The organism is Brasilonema angustatum (assembly GCF_059505445.1).
In genome coordinates, this window is record NZ_JCACKO010000150.1 from 84,761 (window position 1) to 102,875 (window position 18,115).

General features: G+C 41.9%; 16 protein-coding genes. 13 read left to right on the forward strand and 3 right to left on the reverse strand.

Annotation, left to right across the window (positions count from 1 at the left end; genetic code table 11):
- Window positions 1-47 precede the first annotated feature (47 nt).
- The 4 genes from AC5JM2_RS32045 to AC5JM2_RS32060 all read left to right on the forward strand — a co-directional run bounded on the left by AC5JM2_RS32045 (window position 48) and on the right by AC5JM2_RS32060 (window position 5,657).
- Window positions 48-2,060, forward strand: coding sequence for a GspE/PulE family protein (locus tag AC5JM2_RS32045; protein WP_495839678.1), 2,013 nt, complete (start codon window positions 48-50; stop codon window positions 2,058-2,060).
- A 240-nt stretch (window positions 2,061-2,300) separates the two neighbouring features.
- On the forward strand, window positions 2,301-3,422 hold the full coding sequence (locus AC5JM2_RS32050; protein ID WP_495839606.1) for a type IV pilus twitching motility protein PilT: 1,122 nt from the start codon (window positions 2,301-2,303) through the stop codon (window positions 3,420-3,422).
- A 151-nt stretch (window positions 3,423-3,573) separates the two neighbouring features.
- Entirely contained in the window at window positions 3,574-4,785 is a 1,212-nt protein-coding gene (locus AC5JM2_RS32055) for a type II secretion system F family protein (RefSeq protein WP_495839608.1), read from the forward strand.
- Between the two features lie 137 nt (window positions 4,786-4,922).
- On the forward strand, window positions 4,923-5,657 hold the full coding sequence (locus AC5JM2_RS32060; protein WP_495839609.1) for a 16S rRNA (uracil(1498)-N(3))-methyltransferase: 735 nt from the start codon (window positions 4,923-4,925) through the stop codon (window positions 5,655-5,657).
- Between the two features lie 133 nt (window positions 5,658-5,790).
- Here the strand turns inward: AC5JM2_RS32060 and AC5JM2_RS32065 are convergent, their stop codons facing one another.
- Window positions 5,791-6,480, reverse strand: a complete 690-nt coding sequence (locus AC5JM2_RS32065; RefSeq protein WP_495839610.1) for a hypothetical protein — start codon at window positions 6,478-6,480, stop codon at window positions 5,791-5,793.
- A 467-nt stretch (window positions 6,481-6,947) separates the two neighbouring features.
- On the opposite strand from AC5JM2_RS32065, the gene AC5JM2_RS32070 reads away from it, so the two are divergent.
- Window positions 6,948-7,649: an esterase/lipase family protein gene (locus AC5JM2_RS32070; protein WP_495839612.1), complete on the forward strand. Its 702-nt coding sequence runs from the start codon at window positions 6,948-6,950 to the stop codon at window positions 7,647-7,649.
- Window positions 7,650-7,660: 11 nt separating this feature from the next.
- Here the strand turns inward: AC5JM2_RS32070 and AC5JM2_RS32075 are convergent, their stop codons facing one another.
- Entirely contained in the window at window positions 7,661-8,107 is a 447-nt protein-coding gene (locus AC5JM2_RS32075) for a VOC family protein (RefSeq protein ID WP_495839614.1), read from the reverse strand.
- A 97-nt stretch (window positions 8,108-8,204) separates the two neighbouring features.
- On the opposite strand from AC5JM2_RS32075, the gene AC5JM2_RS32080 reads away from it, so the two are divergent.
- From AC5JM2_RS32080 to AC5JM2_RS32115, 8 genes are all read left to right on the forward strand, one after another.
- Entirely contained in the window at window positions 8,205-8,570 is a 366-nt protein-coding gene (locus AC5JM2_RS32080; RefSeq protein ID WP_495839616.1) for a hypothetical protein, read from the forward strand.
- Window positions 8,500-9,192, forward strand: coding sequence for an alpha/beta fold hydrolase (locus AC5JM2_RS32085; protein ID WP_495839618.1), 693 nt, complete (start codon window positions 8,500-8,502; stop codon window positions 9,190-9,192). Before AC5JM2_RS32080 ends, AC5JM2_RS32085 begins: the two co-directional genes overlap by 71 nt.
- Window positions 9,193-9,731: 539 nt before the next feature.
- Entirely contained in the window at window positions 9,732-10,784 is a 1,053-nt protein-coding gene (locus AC5JM2_RS32090; protein ID WP_495839620.1) for a CHAT domain-containing protein, read from the forward strand.
- Complete coding sequence (locus AC5JM2_RS32095; protein ID WP_495839622.1) at window positions 10,781-12,841, forward strand: NACHT domain-containing protein; 2,061 nt, start codon at window positions 10,781-10,783, stop codon at window positions 12,839-12,841. Before AC5JM2_RS32090 ends, AC5JM2_RS32095 begins: the two co-directional genes overlap by 4 nt.
- A 92-nt stretch (window positions 12,842-12,933) precedes the next feature.
- Window positions 12,934-14,847, forward strand: a complete 1,914-nt coding sequence (locus AC5JM2_RS32100; protein WP_495839624.1) for a hypothetical protein — start codon at window positions 12,934-12,936, stop codon at window positions 14,845-14,847.
- A gap of 120 nt (window positions 14,848-14,967) precedes the next feature.
- Entirely contained in the window at window positions 14,968-15,150 is a 183-nt protein-coding gene (locus AC5JM2_RS32105; RefSeq protein WP_495839626.1) for a hypothetical protein, read from the forward strand.
- 79 nt (window positions 15,151-15,229) lie between these two features.
- On the forward strand, window positions 15,230-15,646 hold the full coding sequence (locus AC5JM2_RS32110) for a hypothetical protein (protein ID WP_495839628.1): 417 nt from the start codon (window positions 15,230-15,232) through the stop codon (window positions 15,644-15,646).
- 299 nt (window positions 15,647-15,945) lie between these two features.
- Window positions 15,946-17,037 (forward strand): hypothetical protein, encoded by a 1,092-nt coding sequence (locus AC5JM2_RS32115; RefSeq protein ID WP_495839629.1) that lies wholly within the window; start codon window positions 15,946-15,948, stop codon window positions 17,035-17,037.
- A 133-nt stretch (window positions 17,038-17,170) separates the two neighbouring features.
- Here the strand turns inward: AC5JM2_RS32115 and AC5JM2_RS32120 are convergent, their stop codons facing one another.
- Window positions 17,171-18,052: a DUF2887 domain-containing protein gene (locus AC5JM2_RS32120; RefSeq protein ID WP_495839631.1), complete on the reverse strand. Its 882-nt coding sequence runs from the start codon at window positions 18,050-18,052 to the stop codon at window positions 17,171-17,173.
- Between the last annotated feature and the right edge of the window lie 63 nt (window positions 18,053-18,115).

An 18,115-nucleotide genomic window follows, 5' to 3' on the forward strand; every position in this document is an offset into this window, starting at 1 on the left:
AGCATGGGAATACTCTAATTAGAGTTTCCGTGACTAATTTCTCATATATGGCTCAGTCGTTACCACAAAGGCGTAGTACTGCTGTTACTGTAAGATCTCAGTTCTCGCCCTTTGGCAACAAACTAGTGCAATCTGGTTTTGTCAATAGCGAACAGATGAGACAAGCACTGATTGAAAGTCGCAAGTCTGGCAGATCTCTGACACAAGTGCTGGAATCTATTTCTGGACGACAGTTGTCACCAGAACTGTATAGGTTACATAAAAAGCAGCAGCTATTTGAACTCAAAATATTATACGGTGTTGAATCTCTTGATTTAGAGGTGAGTCAGGTTGGCACAACAAGAATGAGTCAACTGATTGATACCCTTATCCCAGTAGATATCTGTCGTCGCCATCACTTGGTACCACTAGCAAAGAATGCAGAGCAAAATCCACCCTCAGTTTTGGTAGCGATGGTAGATCCGGATAATTTAGAAGCTTCGGATGATTTGAACCGCATCTTGCGTCTACAGGGATGGACTTTGCAGCGGATGGTGATTACTCAAGAGGATTACCAGCAACTCATTAACCAATATTTGGATGAGGCGACTGTTCGGCAAAAGCACTTAGAACAGGAAAAGTTTACAGATATTAATCAGGACTTAGAAAATCTAGACAATCTCAATTTAGATGATGTACCTGAAGATAAGGAAGCTGACTTAGGCGCAGCAATGAAGGGTGCTGAGGACGCCCCGATTATCAATTTAGTTAACAGAATCCTCGCAAAAGCACTACACGAGATGGTTTCTGATATTCACGTAGAACCGCAGGAAGAAAACTTACTCATTCGTTTTCGTAAGGATGGTGTGCTGCGTCAGGCTTTCGATCCTCTGCCCAAAAAAATCATTCCTGCTGTGACAACTCGTTTCAAAATTATTGCCAACCTAGATATTGCTGAACGGCGTTTACCTCAAGATGGACGCATCAGACGAGTGTTTGAGGGACGAAAGCTGGACTTCCGCGTCAGTACCTTGCCCAGTCGCTACGGGGAAAAAATCGTACTACGAATTTTGGATAACTCTGCAACCCAATTGGGATTGGATCAGCTCATTACTGAACCAGAAACTTTGCAAATTGTCAAGGATATGGTCAGTCGTCCCTTTGGGTTGATTTTGGTGACAGGACCGACTGGTTCTGGTAAAACAACAACGTTGTACTCGGCACTTTCGGAACTGAACTCTTCAGGCATCAATATTTGTACGGTGGAAGATCCAATTGAGTACAGTTTACCTGGAATTACTCAAGTGCAGGTGATTCGGGAAAAAGGTCTGGATTTTGCGACAACTTTACGGGCTTTTTTGCGCCAAGATCCCGATGTGCTTCTGGTGGGTGAGACGCGAGACAAGGAAACGGCTAAAACGGCAATTGAGGCAGCATTAACTGGTCACTTGGTTTTGACAACTTTGCATACGAATGATGCGCCTGGGGCGATCGCCCGTTTGGCAGAAATGGGCATTGAGTCTTTCATGATTTCTGGTTCTCTGATTGGTGTATTAGCACAGCGCTTAGTACGGCGTGTCTGTCCCAGTTGTTGCATTCCCTACACTCCCACCACAACAGAACTTGCTCGCTACGGCTTATCAGCAAGCCAACAAGTGGGTGTTACTTTTTATAAGGCAAATACCTTAACTTTAGAGCAAATTCATCAAGCGAAGGCAAATGATCAGCTTTGCCCAGAGTGTCATGGCGTTGGCTACAAGGGACGTTGTGGTGTTTATGAAGTTATGCGAATCACAGAACGCCTGCAAGCCTTGATTACCGAAGACGCACCAACGGAACGGATCAAAGAAGTGGCAGTGGAAGAAGGGATGAAAACTCTACTGGCTTACAGTTTGGACTTAGTACGTCAAGGTTACACCACTTTAGAAGAAGTAGAACGAGTCACGTTTACTGATACGGGTTTGGAAGCAGAGTTGAAAGCTAAACGTAAGATCAGTCTGACTTGTCGGAGTTGTCACGCTGGACTGGAACCTGAATGGCTACATTGTCCATACTGTATGACACCACGGTTTCAAGAGTAGTTACTCTTTTCCCAGCAAAAAAATACTTAAACGTTCGCGTAGCGTGCGCCTTAGCGCATACCGCAAAGACAAGCCAGTGCGTTGGGCGGCTCCGCCGACTTGAAGCACCTGGCGCGCTAAGGACGCCAAGAAAAGAGAGAAGAGAGAATTAGAATTTTACAAACGATTTCGGATTGCTATAGTCAATAGTCATTAGTTATTAGTCATTAATCATTAGTTTGGAATAAAGGAAGTTATAAAATGGAAATTATGATTGAAGATTTGATGGAGAAGTTGATAGAAATGGGTGGATCGGATATGCATTTATCCGCAGGTTTGCCTCCTTACTTTCGCCTCAGTGGCAAACTGATACCTATTGGCAAACAGCCATTGTCAGCAGATCAGTGTCAATGGTTGATTTTCAGTATGCTCAATAACTCCCAGCGTCGAATCTTAGAGGAAAATTGGGAGTTAGATTGTTCTTATGGTATGAAGGGATTGGCTCGTTTTAGGGTTAATGTTTACAAAGAACGTGGTGCTTATGCCGCTTGTTTGCGGGCGTTAAGTTCCAAAACTCCAAACTTTGAAAAATTAGGTTTGCCAGATGTTGTACGAGAAATGTCAGAAAAACCAAGGGGATTAATTTTGGTAACTGGTCCTACAGGTTCTGGTAAAACAACTACCCTGGCTGCTGTTATTGACTTAATTAATCGCACTCGCTCAGAGCATATTTTGACGGTAGAAGATCCAATTGAATTTGTGTATGAACCGATTAAAAGTGTGATTCATCAAAGGCAACTTGGCGAGGATACAAAAAGTTTTGCCAATGCTTTAAGAGCAGCATTGCGGGAAGATCCAGATATCATTTTGGTGGGTGAAATGCGCGATTTGGAAACTATTTCCTTGGCGATTTCCGCAGCGGAAACAGGACACTTGGTTTTTGGAACTTTGCACACGAGTTCAGCAGCACAAACTGTAGATAGAATTATTGACGTTTTTCCATCCGAAAAACAAACTCAAGTGCGAGTGCAGTTGTCGAATTCACTGGTGGCGGTATTTAGTCAAACTTTGGTTCCTCGAAAGAATCCAAAAGCGGGTGAATTTGGTCAAGTGATGGCTCAAGAAATTATGGTTGTGACTCCTGCTATTTCTAACTTAATTCGTGAAGGAAAAACATCTCAAATTTACTCTGCTATTCAAATTGGTGGAAAAATGGGGATGCAGACTTTAGAAAAGGTTTTAGCAGATTTCTATAAGGCAGGAGTTATCTCTTTGGAAGATGCAATGTCTAAAACTTCTAAGCCGGATGAGATTAAGCGTCTTATCGGTAGTGCAGCACTACTAGCTGGAACAAGAGCAGGAGTAGCAGTCAAAGCATATTAAAACACAGGGAACGCTTAACAGGGAACGCTTAACAGGGAACGCTTAACAGGGAAGAAGGGGCATTTTCAATCAACAAGCAGGATGGTTGGGAGGTAGTGGGTTTATTTTTTTTAATTTTAAATTTTAAATTTTGAATTTTGAATTGCTTTATATGCCAACATTTGTTGCTCGTGTTAGGGACTCGCGAGGAAAATCGAAAAGAGAAAAAGTTGTGGCTAATTCCTTAGCTCAAGCTCGTATTTATCTTAGACAACAGGGTTATATTGTACAAGATATCAAAAAAGAATCTCAAGGCTTTGACTTTCAACAACTTCAAACCAAATTTATGTATGTTTCCGTGAAGGATAAAGCCGTATTTTCTCGTCAATTTGCTGCTTTGGTGAATGCAGGAGTAGCAATTGTGAGAAGTCTGAGTGTGTTAGCCCAGCAGTGTAGCAATCCTAAACTGAAACAAGCGATTTTGGGTATTAATATTGATGTACAAAGTGGAATGAATCTTTCTGAGGCGATGCGGAAATATCCTGATTGCTTTGATGGTTTATATGTCAGTATGGTTGAGGCTGGGGAAGTCGGTGGTGTTTTGGATGAAGTGCTAAATCGTTTAGCCAAGTTGTTGGAGGATATTGCTCGATTACAAAACCAAATTAAGTCAGCATTGGCTTATCCTGTTGTTGTGGGATTTTTGGCGATCGCCATCTTTCTTGCTATGACGATTTTTATCATCCCTATTTTTGCCAATATTTATAAAGAATTGGGTACTGAGTTACCTGCTTTTACACAATTTATGCTACTGGTAAGTCAAGTGTTAAGAAGTAGTTACCTTTTGGTGATTATCGGCGTTATTACAGCAGGTATCGCCTACCGACTATACTACAAAAGTCAGGCTGGACGTGAAACCATAGACCGTCTTTTACTGAAGATGCCGTTGTTTGGTGAGTTAATCCAAAAATCATCCATCGCACGTTTTAGCCGTACCTTTGGTTCTTTGACTCGTTCAGGAGTACCAATTCTGACTTCGTTGGAAATTGTGCGGGATACCTCAGGAAACCAGGTGGTTGCTAAGGCTATTGATACTGCACGTGTAGAAATTCAACAAGGAGGTATGATTAGCATTGCCTTGCAAAAAGAGAAAGTTTTTCCTCCAATGGCAATTCAGATGATTAGTATCGGAGAAGAAACTGGTGAATTAGATGTTATGTTGATGAAAATTGCTGATTTCTACGAAGACGAAGTCGAACAAACAGTCAAAGCACTAACCAGCATTTTGGAACCGATTATGATTGTCGTTTTGGGGGGGATGATTGGTACGATTTTGCTCTCTATGTACCTGCCTATGTTTAAGTTGTTTGATAAGCTTGGTTAATAGTTATTCAGTTATCAGTTATCAGTTATCAGTTATCAGTTATCAGTTATCAGTTACCAGTTATCAGGTAGGAAACGGACTTGTCCACCCCTTGTTCACTGTTTACTGTTCCCTGTTAAGCGTTCCCTGTTGATATCATGTCACAACTGCAACGAATCGCAATAGCACCATCCCAACTTCAACAAGAACAAATATTGCTGACGAAAGAGCAACAACATTATCTGGAACGTGTTTTGCGCTTGCGCGAGGGCGATCGCTTTATTGCAATAAATGGCAAGGGGAAATGGTGGTTGGCGCAGTTGGAAGGAGAAAAAGCACAAATTTTAGAGTCGCTAACGGTGGAAACGGAGTTACCCATATCCATAACGTTGATGGTAGCCTTGCCCAAAGGAAATGGATTTGATGATGTGGTGCGGTGTTGTACTGAGTTGGGAGTCGCGGTTATTGCCCCGGTTGTGAGCGATCGCACTTTACTTGATCCGAGTCCTCAAAAACTCCAACGCTGGCTGCGCATTGCACAAGAAGCTGCTGAGCAATCAGAGCGTTCTTTTGTGCCTACAATATTAGAACCTATTTCTTTTAGTGCTAGTCTTGCCACAGGGACAGCAAATTACTGTTACATTTGTGAGGCTCGTGGCAGTTATCCTCATTTAACAGAGGCAATCAATCAAGTTTCTACAACATCTGAGATTATCATTGCCACTGGACCAGAGGGAGGATGGACAGATAAAGAATTGAAGTATGCTATTGACGCTGGATTTCAACCTGTTTCCCTCGGACGTCGCATCTTGCGAGCAGTCACAGCCCCAATTGTTGCCTTATCTGTTGTGGCTGCACAGTTAGAATCGGTGGCATTCAATTGCGCAAACTGAAAATAGTATATCTTTTGCGGGGACAGCTTTAGATCTAATACTGAATACTTTTATATATAAATAGTTACTTTTTTATAAATCTTATCAATTAATAGTAGGGTGAGCAACGCCCACCCTAAAAAAAATCCAAAGGCTACTTAGAGGTTTTCACTTGATTTGCCATGTCTAAAAAAGAACTCATGTTCGCACCGGGACGACGACGACCATTGCTAGTATTAGGTACAGCAAGATATTTTGGTGCAAAAGTCGTTTCAGCTGGCTCCTTTTGAATTATTGCTTTGGCTTTTTGTGAGTTCACAGGCTCAGGCTTAGCAGCAACTGCACCCTGTGTTAACTGAACATTAGGTCTTCCCTTAGCAGCAGCATCTTTTGTTCCATTGTTTGTGTCTGCTTGTTTTGGGGCAGGCTTAGGCGTTTTCTTAGCCTTGGATCCGCCTGGTTTAACGGCTTCTTGAGGCTTGGGTGCGGGTGGTTTAACGGCTTCTTGAGGCTTGGGTGCGGGTGGTTTAACGGCTTCTTGGGCTTTGGGTCCGCCTAGTTTAACCGTTCCTTGAGGCTTGGATGTGAGTGGTTCAACGGCTTCTTGAGCTTTCGAGACTACTGATCCAACTGCTTCTTGAGCTTTGGATGTGACTGGTTCAACGGCTTCTTGAGCTTTAGAGACTACTGATCCAACGGCTTCCTGAGCTTTCGATAGTGCTTCTTTGGTTGCTTCGGCGGCTTCATCGAGTTCGAGGTAGTAGCCGCCGTTCTTCTTTCCACTGAAAAGCCCACTAAAGAAATTCACAATCCCATTGATTAAATTTTTGATAAAACCGATCATTACAAATTCTCCTGCCTCTTATACTTGGAATGTGACCGTAATCCGATTGAAAATCACGGAATATTTTTAATTTTTCTCAAGATATTCTTGACTTACCCACTCGCCTGTACAACCAGTTACGGTGACAGCCTTCATAGGTTTTTTCATAACAAACTGGCTGTAGGTGAACAGGGCTAGTGCTTTTCACTCTTTACTTTCAGGCACTCGCCACCAAATAAACAGTCAGACTTAATTATTAAATTTTACTGTAACTTGAGGCAATTTTTTGAGACTCTGCTTCAAAAAACTTAACTTGAACTCTCAGATATGCGTATCAACTCTTGAAACACCCTGTTCCCTGTTTCCTGTTAAGCGTTCCCTGTTAAGCGTTCCCTTCAAACCAATACGGAGACTGTCATAGCTTTTTTGCAAACGGTGATTATACTCGACTAAATTAGAAAAAGATAGGACTTAACATTATTTAGTAAATGAATAACGTCAAAAAACAGCGAAATCCAGTGCTATTGGTACACGGTATTTTTGATACAGGTCGAGTTTTCGACAATATGATTCCGTACTTGAACCAGAGAGGTTGGACGGTGTATGACCTAGATTTAGTGCCAAATAATGGCAATATTGGTCTTGACACCTTAGCTCAGCAAGTGGCTGATTATATTGATGCGACTTTTGAACCAGAACAACCCTTGGATTTAGTAGGTTTCAGCATGGGGGGTGTTGTTAGCCGCTATTACGTCCAACGACTGGGAGGAATCAACCGCGTGCAGCGGTTTGTTACCATCTCATCACCTCATCATGGCACTTGGATTGCCTACTGTCGCCAAGGTGTTGGTTGCATTCAAATGCGTCCTGATAGTGTTCTGTTGCAAGATTTGAATCAAGATGTTGAGATGTTAAGACAGATTGATTTTACCTCTATCTGGACACCTTATGATTTGATGATTGTCCCTGCGAGTAGTTCGCAAATGCCTGTGGGACGCGAAGTGATAGTACCAGTTTTGAATCACTCCTGGATGCTGAGCGATTCCGGAAGTCTGGCGGCGGTGGCGGAGGCGTTGACAATTCAAAATTCAGAATTCAAGATTCAAAATTCAAAATTCAAAAGACACAACCCAGTGCTGGAAAGTATTCTGTCTGTGGACAATCTGCTAAAAAAATATATTAAGCCTTAAAGGCGATGCTCCTAAAGGGAGCCGCGCAAGGCACTATCGCCAATTTGCGTATACTCAGCACTGCCAAAAATTGCTTCAGGATAACGGTAATACTTTAACTCCATTAAGTTGTAAAAAGGGTCTTCTAAAAAGAAAGTGCGATGTTCTAAGGCAGAACCAACAAAGCGGTGTTTGGGTTCTTCTTTAAAAAGGAGTTGTCGCTGTTGCGCCCTTGCGAGTAAGTTCTCCCAATCATGTTCTAAAGTAAAAATTAGCCCAAAGTGTCTTGGGTATATCCCACGTTGGGGTGTAAGCGGTTCTTTTGTAATATGAGCTACCAGTTGATGACCGTAGAGATTGAGAATTAGGGCGTTGCGGTTTTCCCGTCCAGGAGTGCAGCCTAAGCCTTCAACATAATATGCTTTTGTCTGGGCAATGTCTGTGACGGGAAAGGCAAGATGGAATAACGTTTGGTTCATAGCTTGTGTGGGTAAGACTCCGTTCCTTTTTTACTAACATTTGCTAACAAACTTAAAGATGAGCAATTGTTAGCAATTGTGAGGAAATCAATAACTGTTGATTAACCCTCAAGTTTTACCAGATGGAAGTTGTGCTAAAGTCCCTTACACCAGCCATTTTAGAGCATCAACCCATGAGAAAGTTAATCATTCAACTATTTATCGTCATTCTGGTACTAAGCGGATCAATAGGCTATGTGTTTGTGAATCGCGCAACGCCTGCCTCAAGCTGCGCGATCGCAAGTCTTACTGCACAGATCGGCAACGGTACACTGTCCTACAGCCAGGTGGGAAACGGGCGCTCGATTCTACTGTTGCATGGTTTATTTGCCGACAAGGAGCAGTGGAACACCATGATGTGTCGGCTGTCTCTTGTGGGCTATCGGGCGATCGCCCCAGATTTACCGGGCTATGGCAACAGTAACGGTTTTACTTTGAGGGACTATGCTCTGGAGAACCAAACAACACTCCTACATGAGTTGATGGAGAAATTGGGGATTAAGTCTTTTGATCTAGCGGGTAGCTCGATGGGAGGAGCGATCGCTCACCTGTATGCTCAACGTTACCCAAACCAGGTACGTAGCGTCGCCTTTATCGGTTCACCGTTGGGCATTGTTGATTGGGCAAACAGTTTCAAAGAAGCAATCTTACTCGGCATCAACCCCTTTATTCCAATTACTAAAGAACAGTTTGCTCTGGAGATCAGCCTGCTTTTCTTCACTCCTCCTACGATTCCTGATTCTGTCATCGCAGAGAAAGTCAACGATTACATTACTCGCAACCAACATTACCAGCAGGTTTGGGATATTGTAAATCTCTATGATCACATTCTCTGTCAGGGTGTACCAACTCAACTTCCCACATTCACTATTTGGGGCGAGGAGGACAAGATTTACGACATTAGTGGGGCTAATCGACTGCAAGAGTGTATTACTGGTGCAAGAGTGATCCAGTTGCCCAAAGCAGGACATCTAGTGCTGATAGAAAATGCAGATGAGGCAGCTTCAAAATATGTGGAGTTTTTGCAAACTGCCAGAGGCAGATAGAACAAGTAAGGGCGAGTTTTGCAGGGTAAGCTCATCTGATGTATTTTGATTTGTGCAAAATGCAAGAATTTCCAACCAGTTGAGCATAAGTAATTTTACATATATACTATGTCAAGTGGTAAAAAATTTTTGGCAAAAAAAGTATATTATGCTACAAAATATTCGGCAATTAGCCTCTAGGGAAAAACTTTTTGGTTTACTGAAAGTGCATAAGTTGATTTTAGTGAAATCTATTTAAGGATTGGAAAGAAAAAACTGGTTTTACCGCACTTTACACATAGGAGGATAATCTTGGATTAAAAATGACGCCATTCAAACGGTTCTTTGGAGTTCATTAACGAACTAAGTTTAAGACAAGATTATTGGCACAACCTCATTTCTACCAGACTAGTACAGCGCGGCGTAAATAGGGCAACCATTTAAAATCCCTAAAAAGCCCATCCCATAATACTTTTGACTTTTGACTTTTGACTTTTGACTTCCGCCTTGCGGTACTAGCCCTACTTTTTGCAACACAACGATACCAGGGTACGTGCTTTATGAATCCGATCAAAATTCTCATTTTGACTGCGAATCCCAGTAATACAGGTTCAGACCCGTTGCGTTTGGATGGGGAAGTGCGGCGGATTGAGGAAGCTTTACAACGATCGCACTACCGTGTTCGCTTCCAAATCACTGCGAAACTGGCAGTCCGGACAACAGATCTGCGGCGGGCATTGCTGGATCACAAAGCGCAAATTGTCCACTTTTCGGGGCATGGCACCGGAGAGCAGGGATTGGTTCTGGAAAATGATGCTGGCAGAGTGCAGCTTGTGAGTACAGAAGCTCTGGCAGGATTATTCGGCATCTTTGAGACGGGTGACATTGAGTGTGTCTTGCTCAATGCCTGCTACTCAGAGATTCAGGCAACGGCAATTCACCAGTTCGTGGATTGTGTGATTGGGATGAATCAGCCGATCGCAGACAAGTCAGCCGTCCAGTTTGCGGAAGGATTTTATGATGCCTTGGGTGCTGGCAGTCCCTATGAGGAAGCGTACAAAATTGGTTGCAGTGCGATCGCATTAGAAGGTAGTTCAGAGTACTCAACGCCCGTGCTGAAAAATCGAAAGCGCCGTGGTGCCCGTTTGTCTGGGGCTCAAATGGTGAGTCAGTCGTTACAACCAGAGCGTGTTTCGGCGGCGAGTGCAAAACCGCCAGCGCGATCGCGCCAATCCCAAGCGATCGGCAATGTGACAATTAGCGGTAGCAATAACCCCTTTAACGCGATTCAGGCAAGAGGCAATGTCAACTTGAGCCAAACTAGTACTCACAGTCGTGGCGGCAATTCTGATCTGGAAGCGGCATTGGCATTATTAGTGAAACTAAAAAAGGAGGTTTCGGCAACGGATGCGCTGAGCTCGTTCGCCAAGAAGGACACAGAGTCAAAGATCGGCATGCTCCAGGAAGAATTACAAAAGCCAAAGCCGGACAAAAACTTTGTGAGTGAGGTGGTGATGGCCCTAAAGCAAGGGCTGAGTGGGGTATTAACGTTGGCGGCTCTGGTGACGCAAGTGGCAGACCTTGTGGCAAAAGTCTGGGACGGTTTGTTATGAACCAGAACCAGAATGACTTGGGGGAGCAGCCGTCTAGCCAGGAGCAATCGCTGGGGGATGTGCAGGTGCAGGGAGATAGTAATGTCTTCAACGCTATTCAGGGAAAGGATGTGCAGGTTTTTAACATGACCGTTTACGATCGCATTCCCAAGAAGTTGAAGCAATTACCCATCAGCACTGTAAAGCCTTTCACTCAGAAAGATTATCGCTTTCGGAAGGTCTTACTCAATAAGGTTAAAAAGTATTGGGTTCAGGATGTTTTGGAAAAGTCCCTCCATGCCAAGGTTTTGATTGAGTTGGGTCTGGAAGAACGTTTAGATGCGCTAAAAGATTCGTTTCAGCATTTTCAGGAGATCCCGGAAGCATCTAAACGATGCCTACTGGAAACTAAAAATGTTGCTGAGGTGTTCCATCAAATGGGAGAGGGGCGAACCTTACTCATTCTGGGAGAACCGGGAGCGGGAAAAACCATTACTTTGCTGAGGCTAGCAAAGGATTTGATTGCCTGTATCGAACAGGATATGAGCCAACCAATTCCGGTTGTGCTGAACCTGTCTTCTTGGGTACTGAAGCAGAAACCCATCTCAATCTGGTTAACTGAGGAATTGAACAGTAAGTATCAAGTTTCTAAAGGTTTGGCGAAAGCTTGGGTTGCAGATCAACAATTGTTGCTGTTATTGGATGGGTTGGATGAGGTGAATGCAAAGTGCCGGGAAGCATGCATCGAGTCCCTCAATCAGTTCATGCAAGATTATGGACAGACGGAGATAGTGGTCTGTAGCCGTTGCCAAGACTACGAAGTGCTTTCTACCCGCCTGCAAGTACAAACAGCAATTTGTCTCCAGTCATTAACGCCTGAGCAGGTGAGTTTATATTTGAAGCGAGCGGGCGATCAATTGAACACATTAAAAGTCTTGTTGCAGAACGATCAGACGTTGCAAGAGTTAGCCCGATCTCCTCTGATGCTGAGTGTGATGAGTGTGGCGTATCAGAATACAGCACCTGAGGATATACCTCTTGCTGGCTCAATGGAGGAAAGCCGCCGACATCTTTTTAATGCTTACATTCAACAGATGTTTCAGCGTCGGAGTCGGTGCAGCAGGCGATACCCAAAAGCAAAAATGATGCACTGGTTAGTCCAATTAGCCCAGCAAATGTGTCGAGAATCTCAAACAACTTTTCTAATTGAGCGTATGCAGCCTAACTGGTTAGAGCAGCGTAAGAAAGCTTTCCTTTATCGGATTGGACTTGTACTGATCGGTAGCTTAACTGGTGGGTTGGTGTTTGGACTTACGGGTGGCTTAAGCGGGGGATTAAGTTGTAAGAGTGGCTTGATCTGGAATTGGGGAGATGGATTAACATGGGGTTTAGTGCTGGGATTGCTTGGTGCTGCGATTGGTGCGTTGAATCTAGCGGTTGGGAAAGGAGAAATTAAGACAATTGAGACGTTTGAAGTCTCTTTGACTACCTTCACAAAGAGTCTGGTGAGCAAACATACGCTAATCAGAGGATCTATAGGGGCGGTGATTGGTGCAGTAGCTTCGGGGTTATGTTCGTGGCTAACGAAATATTTAAGTTGGGAAGGAATATTGTTGGGATTGGTTTGGGGGTTGGTGTTTGGTTTGGTTTTGGGTGTGAGTTTTGGATTGATTGGTTCGGAGATCGAAACTAGAACGGTTCCAAATCAGGGAATCTGGAGATCAGCACTAAATGCAGGTTGGGTTGGCTTAAGTTTTGGACTGATAATGGCACTATTAGGTGAACTAGTGTTTCCGCTGATAGATATGAACAATACCTGTAAGTTGATAGCTTTACCAATTATTTTGGTGGGCTTTGGCGGGCTGGGTGTGTTGGTGAATGAAGCGGGTAAGGCTTGTATACGACATTTCACCTTACGGTTAGTATTTTTTAGTCAAGGTATTATTCCCTGGAATTGTTCTCGATTTTTGGATTGTGCTGTAGAACACATCTTTTTGCATCGGGCTGGGGGTACTTACTTGTTTATACATCGAAAGCTGATGGAACATTTTTCTCGGATGGAGCCTATACGAAAATAGTTTTCAGATCATCAAAATTGTTTCGGTTACCGATCTCCTTTGATGTTAAAATGATGTCTAAATATTGTTAACATAAAAAATTTTAATTCACTATGACTAACACTAAGCCATACAAAATTTTGTTCTTTAAATTGCACTCAGAAAACCGTAATGATTGTGTAAGGCAGAAGGAGGAGTTTCTTGAAATCTCTCAAGCAATTCTAGGTTCTGAACATTTTGAAATTTTAAATAAAAAACAAGAAACATATACCCTTGAACAAGTAGCAGAAGTTATAGATGAGCATAATCCCAATATTATCCACTTTAGTGGTCATGGTTCACAAAACTATGTTGAAATTCCAAAATATTCACTTATTTATGGCGGTAAAACTTTGGGAGCAGATCCACTTTATAAAGACGATCTAATTAACATCTTTGGAAAAACTAAAAAAGACACTAAACCTCGTATTCTTTTTTTCAACGTGTGTTTGGCTGGCGGGATTATTGATAATAACGAGGGAAAAGCGTTCGACGAATACTTTGATTGTATAATTGCAATGAAACATCTTTTAGATGAGAGGTTAGCTGTAACAATTGCAAGCAAGTTTTATACAAAGATAAAGCAAGGTGTTACAGTTGAGGAAGCAATAAATTCATTAAATCCAATAATTGCGGCGGCTGTGAAAGATGCTAACTTAGGGAACAGTTTATCATATAATAAAAATGGCTTAAATCCTCAGCCACAAGTCAACGGGAATAACCAAATTAAATTTGATCTCAATATTGGAACCTCTTACGGGACTATAAAATTAATAGGTCATATTCCTGGAAGTGCAAACGAAAAAATTGCGGGGAGAGAGCAAGCTCTTGAAACACTACATCAACAGATGCAGCAGCACCAGAAAATTGCTATCACTGGTATAGATGGAATTGGTAAAACAGAACTTGCCAAACAATATGGATTTAAATACTGGGAACAGGTTTATCCTGGTGGAGTCTATTGGTTTCAAGGACAGGATATCTCTTCTGTGTTAGAACAAATACGGAAGTATGTTAATGAAAGAATTAGAATTGATAGTGACAATAATTTTTATAACGAATTATACGAAGATATTAAAAATTTAGAGAAACGAAAAGAGAAAAACGAATATGATACCTTAGAGAAAAAACAAGAACTGATAAAACAGCAAAAAAAACTGGCAAATGATTGGTTTTGGTTGCTAAAATCAGAAAAGCCTATGCTAGTGATATTTGATGAAGTTACGGACTATAAAAAGTTTAAGGATGACTACAAGGAAGCAGTAGGACTAAACTATAAAATTTTGATAACAACACAATATACACCTGATGATATAGAGTTGTTTAAACTTTATCCTTTGGATGAATCCACCGCATTGGAGTTCCTAAAGAAATGTTCAAAAAAGGAGATTGATCAAGAATTGTCAGATGTAAAGGCAATCTGTCAAAAATTGGGTTACTTACCCTTCGCATTAAAGTTAGTAGGTAAATATGTAAATAAACGATCCATTTCGTTCCAGAAAATGAAAGAAAGGTTGGAAAAAGAAGGTATCAAGAATGAAGGGTTGGAGAATATAGAATGTGTTCTTGATTTGAGTTGGAAGGAACTATCTTATAAAAGTCAGAATCTGGCATTTGTACTAAGTTTGCTTCCCCCCATTTGTAATATTTCAGATTTCGACAGTTACTGGGAATTCCTTAAAGATAGATTAGATTTATTACGCTCTTCTTTAGGGGAGAATGCAGTTCCTGTCTTGCGTTGCATAAAAAATTTCGATGATTTTGAAAAGGCTAGAGTCAATTTGGAAGAGTGGAATCTACTTACAGTTCAGAATCAGGGAATTTGCTCACTAAATTCCCTTGTCCGCCAATTCTTTGTGAAAAAATTGATGGATTCTCCTGACAGCAAAAAAATTAAAGATGTCTTAGGTTTGAGTGATCCTGATCTAAAGTGTGCGGTTTTTCCTACCGATTTCTCAATCGTGTCCACTGGAAATGATTTGTCATAAATCGAGGATGCTACATAGCCGCCTATTCTCATCAGCAACAAGGAAGTGCTTGTTCAGTGGGGGATAATATTTACGTTATGGGGCAAGTCAGAGTTTCAGGTAGTTATAAACAAAATAGTGATGGCATTAATTGCTGTTTTCCAGACAGTCACACCATCACTTCAGATATTTAGTGCTAATAAAGCCCTAAATCAAAGATTTTCCGAAATTTTTCCAGAGGCTTGCAAAGATGATTCTTGTTGGGCAAGTGAGGACACTGCCGGGTTCCTCGAAAAACGAGAAGGATGCTTGGATGAACACTAAGGCAAGTTCGTTGTTTGTGATTGGAAGAAGTACACAATTCGTAATCTAGCTCAAGTTTTTCAAATAGGAGTCAAACTGTATGTCTAAACAATCGTTAGAAAAATTTTTGAATGAAGAATTTCTACACCAAGGAGCGACGCAAGAAAAGCTTAAAGCAACGGATAGTTTTGATAATTTTGTAAACCTGATGGTTAGCTTAGGCAATATAAACTATAGCTTTACTGAGGAAGAAGTGAAAGCTTTTTTACTAGATAAAATTAATGAAAACAAAAAGACAAAACAAGACAAAGCTGATCGCGCTAAAGCAGAGATAGAAGCAATGAACGCCCCACTTGAAGTAAAGATTGAAGCCAAGGAAAAAGCACAAGAAATAGCTGAGCAAGAGAAAAAGCAAATAGATGATAATTGGGCAAAGGGAGTGGCCAATTGGAATTACCAATTTGTTGAATCTGGTATTGGATATCTTACAAAAGGCTCCCTTCCTATTTATCCGTGATTCATTTGTCTAATTCTTCATTTTCTTCCTAACTATTTTATTTTACCCCTAAGAGGATGTTTTGAAAGTCCAAGACAAGTATAATTTGTCATTCTGTAGACGCTTTGCGGCTTACCGCATGACAAAAATTATACTTTCCAAACATCTTCTAAGCAATCAAAGTAAATTTCCATACTCGTCTTTAATAGAAAACTAAAGATGTTCAGAGCATAGAATTCTGCTGTAAACTCTGTAGTTTAGTTTTTCTATCAAACAAATTTCCAGCTTTTTTGTATATTAAACTTTTCTAAAATTGATTAATGAATGTTTCACTAGAAGATTATTTAAAGATCGTTACTCCCCATCTTGATCCTGAGCTAGTCAGTTCCCAAGCCTTAGCTCAAATTCAAGCCTTGGCTCAACGCTTACCCATCTCTTCGGCTAATTTATTAGAATGCCGTCTGAATGGCAACGAACCTGACGTTGACTTCCATGCCAGTTTTACTCACTTCCCCCCTGAACTCTCAGACCGTTTTCTGCCGAACCTTGCATGGCAAGCTTGCCAGACTTTTGCCCAGAAGTGGATGGACTCGGCTTCTAGTTTGCATCAATCGATTAACAATCTAATTCTCGAATTCGACCTACCCGAACAACCTACAGATCAACAATTTATAGAGGCGATTAGTCCCTCGCCTTACATCATGTTCAAGCCAGAAACAACGATTAATCTGCAAGAGCTGATTGAACATAGTCTTAGGTTGTTTCAGTATCCGCTCAACTCACAACTTACAGCAAAACTCAAGCATTGCCTTAGCTCTTTGCCTGATGGTGCAAAGCTGGCAAACATCGGGGTTTGGCTAGCCCGTCCAAACCAAGGATTGCGGCTAACTATCAAAGAAATTCTGTTTGAGCAATTACCAATTTACCTGGAGCAAATTGGTTGGGAAGATCCAACCCATGCATTAGCGCTTTACAGCTCAACCCTCTCTCCCTTCGTAGATACTCTCGCTTTAGCCATTGATATTGATCAAACAGTTCATCCCAGAATCGGACTGGAATGCTTTGTCACCAAACAATTCCATGATCAGTCACGCTGGCAACAATTTATTGATCATTTGGTTCACGCAGACTTGTGTACTCCAGGAAAGCGGAATGCCCTCCTCGACTGGAGTGGTTTCACCCAGCGGTCAGACTGCCCAGAACTATGGCCTGCTAACCTAACCTACGGAGATATCTTGATGGGATCGAATGCCGTCAGCTTCTTTTGGAGAAGAATCAACCATATCAAAATTGTTTACCAACCCGGTCAACCCCTATCAGCTAAAGCCTATCTTGCTTTTGGTCACAGTTGGATGAGTGCTGACAATGTAGTCTTTCAAGAGAAGCCATCCAGACCAAGTGTTGCGTGCTGAGTGCTGGGTAATTCATCCTGTAAGTAAGTAGGCACAAATAAACCTAACTATGTAACAAAATATATCGCTGGCGCGAACAATGAGGTTGTGTCGCCAAAAGAGGAGTAAACTGAAAATTTGCTCCTGCTGATCACTAACCCCCAACTGCCTCCAGCCAAACCTGTAAATCAGCCATACTAGTAAAATCAAGCAACGCTTCACCAAGATTTTCTAATTGTTCTAGGGACAGAGTATCGATGCGATCGCGCACATCTTGAGGTAAGTCTCCCACCCGTCGAGTTAGTTGACGAAGAATGAGCGATCGTTCTCCCTGTTCTCGTCCTTCCTCTCTCCCCTCTTCCTTTATTTCTCTGTAAACTCGTGTTTCTTTGAGTGTAATCCCTAACATCAATTCTACCTCCGTTCGACTTAATTGCTCAAATTTGTACACCATGATTGTGATCGCTAGCTCCATTATGGCGCGACTTACGGTTTCGGATTGTTCAAAAGAAGAACGCTCAAGTAAATACCTTGCTTCTTGTGGTGCAAGTTCTTCTTCTACCGTAGTTAATACCATTAACGCCACCCATACAGGTAAAGAGCGAATATCCCCCAACTCATCTAAATAAACCCGATGTACTTGTCCACCGTTGAGAAATGAGCGATGAGGATAAATATCACTTTGCTCAATGCTGCGTGATGGATAAATTATTACTATTTGCCAATCACTAAACCTGTCACGGTTGCGGTAGAAATATAGCCAAGATTCCGCAAATACACGTTCATAGAGTCTTTGGTCTTTTTGGAATTGCACCTGCCTCATGCTTCGGCACGCTTCGCTAACACAGAAATATACAGTACCCGGACTTGTATTTTCTGGCGGCAGAAATACTCCATCAATCTCAAATTTAGGTTCTTTGACAGCTACCGAGTCAAATTTGTATTCACCTGCATTTATTGGAGGATTTGTCAATAGTTCAAATAGCAAAGTTGGCGATTGTTGGAATAGTTTGTAAAAAATTGAATCACGCCGCATGAAGTATAACAGTGAAACGTTAACCCTATGAAATATCTAACCACGTTTCTCCTGATATTCCTC

Bases quoted from the DNA above. Each gene is read 5' to 3' on its own strand.
- AC5JM2_RS32105 (WP_495839626.1), top strand. From the start codon at position 14,968: ATGGCATTAATTGCTGTTTTCCAGACAGTCACACCATCACTTCAGATA.
- AC5JM2_RS32120 (WP_495839631.1), bottom strand. From the start codon at position 18,052: ATGCGGCGTGATTCAATTTTTTACAAACTATTCCAACAATCGCCAACT.
- AC5JM2_RS32075 (WP_495839614.1), bottom strand. From the start codon at position 8,107: ATGAACCAAACGTTATTCCATCTTGCCTTTCCCGTCACAGACATTGCC.
- AC5JM2_RS32060 (WP_495839609.1), top strand. From the start codon at position 4,923: ATGTCACAACTGCAACGAATCGCAATAGCACCATCCCAACTTCAACAA.
- AC5JM2_RS32050 (WP_495839606.1), top strand. From the start codon at position 2,301: ATGGAAATTATGATTGAAGATTTGATGGAGAAGTTGATAGAAATGGGT.
- AC5JM2_RS32055 (WP_495839608.1), top strand. From the start codon at position 3,574: ATGCCAACATTTGTTGCTCGTGTTAGGGACTCGCGAGGAAAATCGAAA.
- AC5JM2_RS32085 (WP_495839618.1), top strand. From the start codon at position 8,500: ATGATGTGTCGGCTGTCTCTTGTGGGCTATCGGGCGATCGCCCCAGAT.
- AC5JM2_RS32110 (WP_495839628.1), top strand. From the start codon at position 15,230: ATGTCTAAACAATCGTTAGAAAAATTTTTGAATGAAGAATTTCTACAC.
- AC5JM2_RS32070 (WP_495839612.1), top strand. From the start codon at position 6,948: ATGAATAACGTCAAAAAACAGCGAAATCCAGTGCTATTGGTACACGGT.
- AC5JM2_RS32095 (WP_495839622.1), top strand. From the start codon at position 10,781: ATGAACCAGAACCAGAATGACTTGGGGGAGCAGCCGTCTAGCCAGGAG.
- AC5JM2_RS32090 (WP_495839620.1), top strand. From the start codon at position 9,732: ATGAATCCGATCAAAATTCTCATTTTGACTGCGAATCCCAGTAATACA.
- AC5JM2_RS32045 (WP_495839678.1), top strand. From the start codon at position 48: ATGGCTCAGTCGTTACCACAAAGGCGTAGTACTGCTGTTACTGTAAGA.
- AC5JM2_RS32065 (WP_495839610.1), bottom strand. From the start codon at position 6,480: ATGATCGGTTTTATCAAAAATTTAATCAATGGGATTGTGAATTTCTTT.
- AC5JM2_RS32100 (WP_495839624.1), top strand. From the start codon at position 12,934: ATGACTAACACTAAGCCATACAAAATTTTGTTCTTTAAATTGCACTCA.
- AC5JM2_RS32115 (WP_495839629.1), top strand. From the start codon at position 15,946: ATGAATGTTTCACTAGAAGATTATTTAAAGATCGTTACTCCCCATCTT.